This window comes from Nocardioides sp. (assembly GCF_036401255.1).
GTDB lineage: Bacteria > Actinomycetota > Actinomycetes > Propionibacteriales > Nocardioidaceae > Nocardioides.
This window is the reverse complement of record NZ_DASWVI010000375.1, coordinates 1-8,968: the sequence shown is the minus strand read 5'-3', so window position 1 is coordinate 8,968 and position 8,968 is coordinate 1. Positions and strand designations below refer to the sequence as shown.

Genomic DNA, 8,968 nt, shown 5'->3' with positions numbered 1-8,968 from the left:
CCGTCAGATCCGGCAGACCTCGAGCGTGCCGGTGATCATGGTCAGCGCGAAGGACGACGAGGTCGACAAGGTGGTGGGCCTCGAGCTCGGCGCCGACGACTACGTCACCAAGCCGTACTCCCCGCGCGAGCTCGTGGCCCGCATCCGCGCCGTGCTGCGGCGCGGCCAGGAGCCCGACCTCGCGCCGCCGACCCTCGAGGCCGGCCCGGTGCGGATGGACGTCGAGCGGCACGTGGTGACCGTCGACGGGCAGGCCCAGCGGCTGCCGCTCAAGGAGTTCGAGCTGCTGGAGATGTTCCTGCGCAACCCCGGCCGGGTGCTCACCCGCGGCCAGCTGATCGACCGCGTGTGGGGCTCGGACTACGTCGGTGACACCAAGACCCTCGACGTCCACGTGAAGCGGCTGCGCGCCAAGATCGAGCCCGACCCGGGCGAGCCGAAGTTCCTCGTCACCGTCCGCGGCCTGGGCTACAAGTTCGACGTCTGAGCCCGGAGGGTTCAGACGTCGAACGCGTCGACGGCCCAGCGACGCGCGAGGACCGAGCGCGGCGCGTGGGGGCCGTCGGATCGAGCCGGACCGCCGCTGAGGCACGAAGCGGCGACGGACGTGTCGAGATCCGACGTCTGAGCCCGGAGGGTTCAGACGTCGCCCACGATGGCCGGAAGTCGCGGTTCGACGACGGAAAACCGCCTGCTCGATGTCGGTGGCGGTCCCTAGCCTGAGCGGGTGACGAGTACGACGACCCCGACCAGCGCGCCCACGACCGCCGACGGCACCGCGCCCGCGGCCTGGCTGTCGGTGACGGCCGTGGCGGTGACGCTGGTGTTCTGGGCGTCGGCCTTCGTGGCGATCCGCCACCTCGGCGAGGACTTCTCCCCCGGCGCGCTGTCCCTGGGCCGCCTCCTGGTCGGCGCGCTGTGCCTGGGTGTGGTCGCGCTGAGCCGCGGGGTGCCGCGCCCGACCGGGCGCGAGTGGGTCTCGATCGTCGCGATCGGCGTGCTCTGGTTCGGCGTCTACAACGTCGCCCTCAACGAGGGCGAGCACCGCATCGACGCCGGCACCGCCGCGATGCTGATCCAGGTCTCGCCGGTGCTGATCGCGTTCCTGGCCGCGGCGTTCCTCCACGAGCGCTTCACGCTCTACCTCGGCATCGGCCTGGCGCTCGCCTTCGGTGGCGTCGGGCTGATCAGCCTCGCGACGTCCGAGGGCGGCGGCAACGACGTGGTCGGCGTGCTGCTCTGCCTGGTGTCCGCGGTCGTCTACTCCGTCAGCCTGATCCTGCAGAAGCCCCTGGTCGCCCGGCTGACCGCGATCCACGTGACGTGGCTGGCCTGCACCATCGGCGCCCTCGCCTGCCTGCCGTTCGTCGGCCAACTGCTCGACGAGGCCGGCGACGCGCCCGCGTCGTCGATCTTCTGGGTGGTCTACCTCGGGGTGTTCCCGACCGCGATCGCGTTCACCACCTACGCCTACGCGCTGCGCCACATGTCGGCGAGCTCGCTGGGCGTCACGACCTACCTGGTGCCGCCGATCACGATCGTGATGGGCCTGGTCCTCCTCGACGAGACCCCGCCGACGATGGCGTACGTCGGCGGGGCGCTCGCCCTGGTCGGCGTCGCCGTGGCGCGGCGCAAGCCGCGCACGCTCGCGGTGGAGCCGCCGCAGCCGAGCTGACGGCCGGCCTGGGGCGCCCCGGGTCGCGCCGGTCACACCGCGCGTGACCCGCCCCCGGATCGGGAACGGGCGGGCATGACGTCCTCCCCGCACGCCCCGCTGTCGCGCTACGCGGCCCTGGCCCGCCTGCTGGTGCGGCACCGGCGCAGCGAGCTGCTCAGCGGCCTCGGCCTGGACGGCTTCCCTCGCGACGACGACGCCCCCGAGGGCGACGAGGCGCTCGCGGAGCGGTTCGCGGCCGACCTCGAGGAGCTCGGGCCGACCTTCATCAAGCTCGGGCAGCTGCTCTCGACCCGGTTCGACCTGCTGCCCCCGGCGTACACCACCGCGCTCGCGCGGCTCCAGGACGACGCGGAGCCCACGGACTTCGCCGGCATCCGGGAGGTCGTGGAGACCGAGCTCGGCGGCGCGATCGGCGACCTGTTCGGCTCGTTCGACCCCGAGCCGATCGCCGCGGCGTCGCTCGGGCAGGTGCACGGCGCCACCCTGCGCAACGGCCGTCCGGTGGTGGTCAAGGTGCAGCGTCCGGGCGTGCGCGAGCAGGCCCGGGAGGACATGGAGACGCTAGCTCGGCTCGCGGGGCTGGCCGACCGGCACACCGACACCGGACGGCGGTTCGGCTTCGAGCAGCTGCTCGCGGAGTTCCGGCGGTCGCTGAGCGGTGAGCTGGACTACCGCCGCGAGGCACGCAACCTGCGCCGGTTCCGGGAGCTGACGTCCGACTACGACCTGCTCGTGGTGCCCGCGCCGGTCGAGGAGCTGTCGACGTCGCGGGTGCTGACGATGGACCGTGTCGACGGGCGCAAGGTGACCGACGTCGGTCCGCTGGGCCTGCTCGACCTCGACTCGCGTCCGATGGTGGAGCAGGTGTTCGGTTGCTACCTCGACGCGATGCTGCGCCACGGCTTCCTGCACGCCGACCCGCACCCGGGCAACATGCTGGTCACCGACGACGGCCGGCTGGCGCTGCTCGACCTCGGGATGGTGACCACGGTCGCGCCGCGGCTGCGCGACCAGGTCACCAAGCTGCTGCTCGCGCTCGGGGACGGCGACGGCGACGAGGCGGCGGCCGTCCTCGCCGCGCTCGGCCACCCGCTGCAGGACTTCGACGCGGCGGCGTTCCGCGCCGACGTGGGCCAGCTGGTCTCGGAGGCCACGAGCGCCGGGTCGGACGTACAGGCCGGGTCGGCGCTCGTGCAGCTCAGCCAGGTCTCCGGACGGCACGGCCTGCGCCCGCCGGCGGAGATGTCCATGGTCGGCAAGGCCCTGCTGAACCTCGACCAGGTCACGTTGCACCTCGACCCCACGTTCGACCCGGCCGCCGCCGTACGCGACAGCCTGGTGTCGCTGCTGCGCAGCGGGCTGAGCGTGAGCGCGGCCGGGGCGATGAGCGCCGCGCTGGAGGCCAAGGAGTTCGCCGCGAACCTGCCGCGCCGCGGCAACCGGATCCTGGAGGCGCTCTCGGAGGGCGAGCTGAGCGTGCGGGTGCACGCGGTGGACGAGGAGCGGCTGCACACGGTGCTGCACCGGGTCGCCAACCGGCTCACGTTCGGCATCGTGATCGCCGCGACCGTGCTCGGTGCGGCGATGATGATGCGGGTGCCGTCCGACCACCAGGTGCTCGGCTATCCGGCGGTCGCGATGGCGTTCTTCGTGTTCGCCGTGCTCAGCGGCGGTGGGTTGATCGCCTGGGTGCTGCTCACCGACCGCAAGGTGGCCCGCGAACGCCGTCAGGACCCCGGCTGAGCGCCCTCGCCGGACTCCAGCCAGCCGCGGAACGCCTCGAGGTTGTGGGTCGGCTCGCCGCGCAGCGTGCGCCACTCCCACTCCTTGCGGATCGAGGAGGCGAAGCCCAGCTCGAGGATCGTGTTGAACGACTCGTCGGCGTAGGTCAGCACCGAGCCGAGCAGCCGGTCGAGCTCGTCGGGGGTCACCATCGCCAGCGGCAACCGGGCGTCGAGGTAGATGTCGCCGAGCCGGTCGAGGGCGAACGCGACGCCGTACATGCGCAGGTTGCGCTGCAGCAGCCAGCGGTAGACGGCCTCGTGGTTCTCGTCGGGGTTGCGGCACACGAACGCGTGCACGCCCAGCGCGTGGGCGCCGATGTCGAGGCGGACCGCGGTCTGCAGCTTGCGCTCGCCGGGCAGCGAGAAGGAGAACACCCCCTCCGCGACCTCGTCGGCCTCCAGGTCGTTGGCGGCGAGGTAGTCGCGCAGCGCGGCGGTCGCGTCGGCGGGCGTCACCGGGCGTCCCGGATCTCCAGGCGGGCCCGTTCGTAGACCTCGAGGGTGAGCTTGGCGGTGCGCTCCCAGGAGAACAGCGCGGCCTGGTCGACCGCACCGGCCGCGAGCCGGCCGCGCAGGGCGTCGTCCTCGACGATGCGCCGCAGCGCGCCCGCCCAGACCCGGGGGTCGTGGCCGTCGACGAGCAGGCCGCTGTGGCCGTCGCGGACGACGGTCGTGAGCCCGCCGACGGCCGCGGCGACGACCGGCGTGCCGGCCGCCTGCGCCTCGGCGGCGACCAGCCCGAAGGACTCGTTGTACGACGGCACCGCGACGGCCGTGGCCGCGGCGCACCAGAGCGCGAGCTCGTCCTGGGACACCGGCGGCACGAAGCGCACCACGCCGTCGGGGCCGTCCAGGCCGAGCTCGCCGGCGAGCTGGGCGAGCGACTCGGGGTGCTCGAGGCCGGTGCCGGACGGGCCGCCCACGATCGGCACGACCAGCCGGGAGCGCAGTCCGGGGCTCTGGTCGAGCAGCTCGGCGACGGCGCGCAGGAGTACGTCGGGGGCCTTCAGCGGCTGGATCCGGCCGGCGAACATCAGCACCGCGGCGTCGGCGGGCAGCCCGAGGTCGGCGCGCGCGGCGGCCCGGTCACGGGGGCGGAACACGTCGAGGTCGACGCCCGGGTGGACGACCTCGACCCGGTCGGGGTCCGCGGCGTACAGGTCGATCAGCTGCGCGGCCTCGATGTCGGTGTTGGCGACCAGCATGTCGGCGGCGTCGACGACCTGCTCCTCACCGATGATGCGGGCGGCCGGCTCGGGGGTGTCGCCGTCGGCGAGCGCGTCGTTCTTGACCTTCGCCATCGTGTGCATGGAGTGGATCAGCGGCACGCCCCAGCGGTCGCGGGCCAGTGCCCCGACCTGGCCAGAGAGCCAGTAGTGGGAGTGGACGGCGTCGTAGTGGCCGAGCGGCTGGGCGGCCTCGGCGCGCAGCACCTCGCGGGCGAACACGCACAGCTGGCCGGGCAGCTCGGCCTTGGTCAGGCCCTCGAACGGTCCCGCGGGGATGTGGCGCACCTGCACGCCGTCGTACGCCTCGACGACAGGCTCGAGCGCGGAGCTGGTGGCCCGGGTGAAGATGTCGACCGCGATGCCCTGCGCGGCGAGGCGCTTGGAGAGCTCGATCACGTAGACGTTCATGCCGCCGGCGTCGCCCGTGCCCGGCTGGTCGAGGGGCGAGGTGTGCAGGCTGATCATCACCACGCGCCGGATCGGTTCCACAGTCACCTCGGGATCGTCGTGCTCTTCGGGTCCGACCAAGGAGAACAGGCCGGAGCGCTGGTTGATTCCCGAGGACGGTTCCCCGCCGGTCAGCGAGCATGCGAGCCGCGGCTGCGGCTGCGATGGTGGGCGCTGTGGTTGCCGGGCGGGGCGGGCGCCGCCTCCGGCCGGCGGGGGCGGGTGGCGAGCGCCACGATCGCGGCCACCACGGCGAGGACGCCGAACCCGGCGTCGACGGCCAGCGGGTCGCCGCCCTCGCGGACCACCGAGAGCACCGAGCCGGCGAGCAGCGCGAAGCAGACCGACACGAGCACGCGCAGCCACGTCGCGCTGCGGCTGACCAGGCTCGCCCCGGTCGCCAGCACCGCGATCACCAGCAGCGCGAGGCCGCCCCAGGTGAGCCCGTCGACGAGGCCGCCGCCGGCGTCGACCGCGTCGGCGGCGTACGCACCGACCCAGCACAGGCCACCGAGGAGGCCGGCCAGCGCGGCAGGCACGCGCATGACACCACTCCTTCCACGACGACAGGCCAGTGTGCCATCGACCGCTCCCGGCCACCATGGGCGTCCGGGGACCGGCACAATGACGTGCGTGAGCCAGCCGCGCACCGCCGTCGTCACCGGAGCCAGCAGTGGGATCGGGGCGGCGACCGCGCGCCGGCTCGCCGCGGAGGGCTTCCACGTCTTCTGCGCCGCCCGGCGGCGGGACCGGATCGAGGCGCTGGCCGCGGAGATCGGCGGTACGCCGGTCGAGTGCGACGTGACCTCGGAGCCCTCGGTGGCCGCGCTCGCCGGCCTGGTCGGGGAGCGCCTCGACGTACTCGTCAACAACGCCGGTGGCGCGTTCGGATCCGCGCCGGTTGCGGGGGCGGACGAGGAGGACTGGCGGCGGATGTACGAGGTGAACGTGATCGGGCTGATGCGGGTGACCCGCGCGCTGCTGCCCGCGCTGCTCGCGAGCGGGGCCGGCACGATCCTCAACGTCGGCTCGACCGCCGGCCGGGTCGCCTACGAGGGCGGCGCGGGCTACACCGCCGCGAAGCACGGCACCAAGGTCGTCACCGAGACGCTGCGCCTGGAGCTGTGGGACCAGCCGGTGCGCGTCATGGAGATCGCCCCAGGCATGGTGAGGACCGACGAGTTCGCGCTGGTGCGCTTCGAGGGCGACCGCCAGAAGGCCGACGCGGTGTACGCCGGCGTCGCCGAGCCGCTCGTCGCCGAGGATGTGGCCGACGCGATCGGCTGGATGGTCACCCGCCCGCCCCACGTCAACGTCGACCAGCTCGTCATCAAGCCCCGCGCCCAGGCGGCGCAGCACAAGGTCCACCGCCAGGGCTGAACGGCGGAGCCGCTCAGCCGCCGACCAGCACCGGCCGGGCGGTCACGACACGCAACGCCTCGGACTCCCCGGGGATCGTCACCGTCCCCTCCACCTCACGCCACGGACCACCATCGACCCGGAAGTCCGCCGCATACGTCGTGTCCACACTCACCGCCACCCGACCCCGCTCCAAATACCGATGCGTGATCTCCAGATCCGGGTACGGCGCCCCCGCACTGCTGGTCCGCTCACTCGACCCATCCCCGTAGCGCCACACGAACGACTCCGGCCAGATCGACAGCTCCATCCGCCGACCCAACAGACGCACCACCCGGGTGAACTCCCCCTGCTCGGTGTAGAAGTTCGTCTCGAAGTTCACCAACGTCCGACCACCCGGCGGCTGCACCACCAACTCCGAGGCCGGCAACGGGATCCGCCGCAACGCCCGCAACACCAACCCCGGCGTCACCTCCGGCGGCGCGGCTACCGCATCCTCAGGGCAGTTGTTCCCTCCGGGGAGGATGAGGCCACTTTGGGTGACATAGGTGGTGAGGGTCATCGGATCACCGTTCTCACACATGGCGAGCTCGGCACACGTCTGGGCGCCACCGATGGCGCACACCGACTCCTCGGATGAGGACACGATCGGGTCGTGGTGAACCACCGGCGCGACCGATCCGGAGCCGCCCTGCGCCTGGAGCACGTGCACGAGCACGCCGGTGGGGGCGCTGGACGCGGCGGTGCCACCGTGCGGCCCGCCATGCGTCGCCCATGCCGTTCCCGCTGGCGGGACGAGCAGCCAGCCGACGATGGCAACAAGGCACACGCGCTTCATTGCTTGCCCATGGTGAGCACGACCCAGCCGTCTGACGTGACCTCGACCAGCACCTCGAACGGCAGGGTCCCGCCTGGATAGGACTCGTCCTTCTTCGACCCCGGGAGGTCCACCCGCTGTCTGGTGCTGACCAGGTCGCCACGCACGAGCGCGCGCGGCCTGCCCTCGCGGACGAGGAAGTTCGCGCGGAGGTCGCGGAAGCGTCCCTCGCCACCTCGGATGTGGCCACCGCGCTCATACACGTTGGCGATGTAGTCGACCGCCGCGTCGCAGGTGCCACAGCGAGAAGCCAGCGCCTTCAACCCGTCGACATCCCCGGTCACCTGGGCGTAGTTGACCATCTCCCAGTAGAACTTCACGAACGCCTCAGCGGCGGCCGCGTCATCGCCCCGCGCAGCGGCCGGCATCGTCGGCGCCACCGGGCCCGACACGGCCGTGGTGGACGGGGAGGACGGCGCCGTGGAGGACGGCGGCGGGGCGAGCTTGGGCTCGGGGTCATCCCCCGAGCAGGCACCGAGTGCGAGCACGGGCACGAGAGCGAGTGCGGTGAGGGCCGTCCGAGACCGGTTCACGAGCCCGATCATTCCCCGCCACGGCCGCCCGTGAAACCGCCGTACCGCGACCTGTGGATGATCTGACAGGATCGGCCCCATGCAGACCATCGGACTCGTCGGCGGGATGAGCTGGGAGAGCAGCGCCGCCTACTACGAGGCACTCAACCAGGGCGTCGAGGAGCGGGTGGGCGGGTTGGCCTCGGCCAAGACCGCGATGGTCTCCGTCGACTTCGCCGAGGTCACCGCGCTGCAGGAGCAGGAGCGGTGGGACGACGTCGCCGAGATCCTCGCCGGCGCGGCCCGCGGCGTGGCGGCGGCCGGGGCGGACTTCCTGCTGCTGTGCACCACCACGTTCCATCGCGTGGCCGACCAGGTCGCCGACGCCGTCGACATCCCGCTGCTGCACCTGGCCGACGTGGTCGCCGACGCGTGCAAGGCCGAGCGGCTGGAGTCGGTGGGCTTCCTGGGTACGACGTTCGCGATGTCCCGGTCGTTCTTCACCGACCGCGTCGCGGCCCACGGGCTCACCGTGCACGTGCCGGACCCGAAGCACCACGAGATGCTCAACCGGGTCATCTACGACGAGCTCGTCCACGGCAAGGTGCTCGACACCTCCCGGCGCGCGGTCGTGGAGCTCATCGACGAGCTGTGGGACGCCGGCGCCGGAGGCGTGATCCTCGGCTGCACCGAGCTCGAGCTCCTGGTCCACCAGGCCGACGCCGACATCCCGGTCTTCCCCTGCACGACCCTCCACGTCGCCGCGGCGCTCGACCGCGCACTGGCCTGACCGCTCACTAGTCCAGCAGCAGCTCCACCAGCCGCGCCAGCTCCGGGGTGAGGTGCTGCTCGGGGACGGCCGCGCACGACCCGCAGAGGTCGAAGGAGTAGATGTAGCGGTCGGGCTTCGGGTCGTCGGCGGACACCACGCCCAGGTCGATGCGGTCGACCAGTGAGGCGACCTCCGCGGTCCGCGGGTCCTCGGCGTCGAGGTCGATCTCGCCCGCGGCGCGCAGGCCCGCGAAGCCGCCGGCCCGCCGCACGCTCACCCGCCGCGACCCGCCGGCAGGAGCGGGCCCCCT

At 72.8% G+C, this 8,968-nt stretch carries 11 protein-coding genes; 5 read left to right on the top strand and 6 right to left on the bottom strand.

Features of this window, described 5'->3' with window-relative positions; translation table 11 throughout:
* The 3 genes from VGD85_RS17490 to VGD85_RS17480 form a co-directional block, all read left to right on the top strand.
* Positions 1 to 487 (top strand): response regulator transcription factor (locus VGD85_RS17490; protein WP_331064711.1); only part of this gene is annotated, 487 nt, incomplete at its 5' end.
* Positions 488 to 727: 240 nt separating this feature from the next.
* Positions 728 to 1,675 (top strand): DMT family transporter, encoded by a 948-nt coding sequence (locus VGD85_RS17485; protein WP_331064710.1) that lies wholly within the window; start codon positions 728 to 730, stop codon positions 1,673 to 1,675.
* 75 nt (positions 1,676 to 1,750) lie between these two features.
* Positions 1,751 to 3,421: an ABC1 kinase family protein gene (locus VGD85_RS17480; RefSeq protein ID WP_331064709.1), complete on the top strand. Its 1,671-nt coding sequence runs from the start codon at positions 1,751 to 1,753 to the stop codon at positions 3,419 to 3,421.
* On the opposite strand, the gene VGD85_RS17475 is transcribed toward VGD85_RS17480, so the two are convergent.
* The 3 genes from VGD85_RS17475 to VGD85_RS17465 all read right to left on the bottom strand — a co-directional run bounded on the left by VGD85_RS17475 (position 3,406) and on the right by VGD85_RS17465 (position 5,683).
* Complete coding sequence (locus tag VGD85_RS17475; protein ID WP_331064708.1) at positions 3,406 to 3,918, bottom strand: YbjN domain-containing protein; 513 nt, start codon at positions 3,916 to 3,918, stop codon at positions 3,406 to 3,408. The genes VGD85_RS17480 and VGD85_RS17475 overlap by 16 nt on opposite strands.
* On the bottom strand, positions 3,915 to 5,186 hold the full coding sequence (mshA, locus tag VGD85_RS17470) for a D-inositol-3-phosphate glycosyltransferase (RefSeq protein WP_414690830.1): 1,272 nt from the start codon (positions 5,184 to 5,186) through the stop codon (positions 3,915 to 3,917). Before mshA ends, VGD85_RS17475 begins: the two co-directional genes overlap by 4 nt.
* Positions 5,187 to 5,269: 83 nt before the next feature.
* Positions 5,270 to 5,683, bottom strand: coding sequence for a hypothetical protein (locus VGD85_RS17465; RefSeq protein ID WP_331064707.1), 414 nt, complete (start codon positions 5,681 to 5,683; stop codon positions 5,270 to 5,272).
* Between the two features lie 88 nt (positions 5,684 to 5,771).
* On the opposite strand from VGD85_RS17465, the gene VGD85_RS17460 reads away from it, so the two are divergent.
* The gene (locus tag VGD85_RS17460; protein ID WP_331064706.1) at positions 5,772 to 6,518 is read left to right on the top strand and encodes an SDR family NAD(P)-dependent oxidoreductase; all 747 of its coding nucleotides are present in this window, start codon (positions 5,772 to 5,774) and stop codon (positions 6,516 to 6,518) included.
* A gap of 13 nt (positions 6,519 to 6,531) precedes the next feature.
* Here VGD85_RS17460 and VGD85_RS17455 read toward each other — a convergent pair whose 3' ends face one another.
* Positions 6,532 to 7,335, bottom strand: a complete 804-nt coding sequence (locus VGD85_RS17455) for a hypothetical protein (protein WP_331064705.1) — start codon at positions 7,333 to 7,335, stop codon at positions 6,532 to 6,534.
* Positions 7,332 to 7,907 (bottom strand): DUF6318 family protein, encoded by a 576-nt coding sequence (locus tag VGD85_RS17450; protein ID WP_331064704.1) that lies wholly within the window; start codon positions 7,905 to 7,907, stop codon positions 7,332 to 7,334. The genes VGD85_RS17455 and VGD85_RS17450 overlap by 4 nt, the downstream gene beginning before the upstream one ends.
* A 79-nt stretch (positions 7,908 to 7,986) precedes the next feature.
* Here VGD85_RS17450 and VGD85_RS17445 point away from each other — a divergent pair, with 79 nt between their 5' ends.
* Complete coding sequence (locus VGD85_RS17445; protein WP_331064703.1) at positions 7,987 to 8,676, top strand: aspartate/glutamate racemase family protein; 690 nt, start codon at positions 7,987 to 7,989, stop codon at positions 8,674 to 8,676.
* Between the two features lie 7 nt (positions 8,677 to 8,683).
* Here the strand turns inward: VGD85_RS17445 and VGD85_RS17440 are convergent.
* A partial coding sequence (locus VGD85_RS17440; RefSeq protein ID WP_331064702.1) for a protealysin inhibitor emfourin occupies positions 8,684 to 8,968 on the bottom strand: 285 nt, incomplete at its 5' end.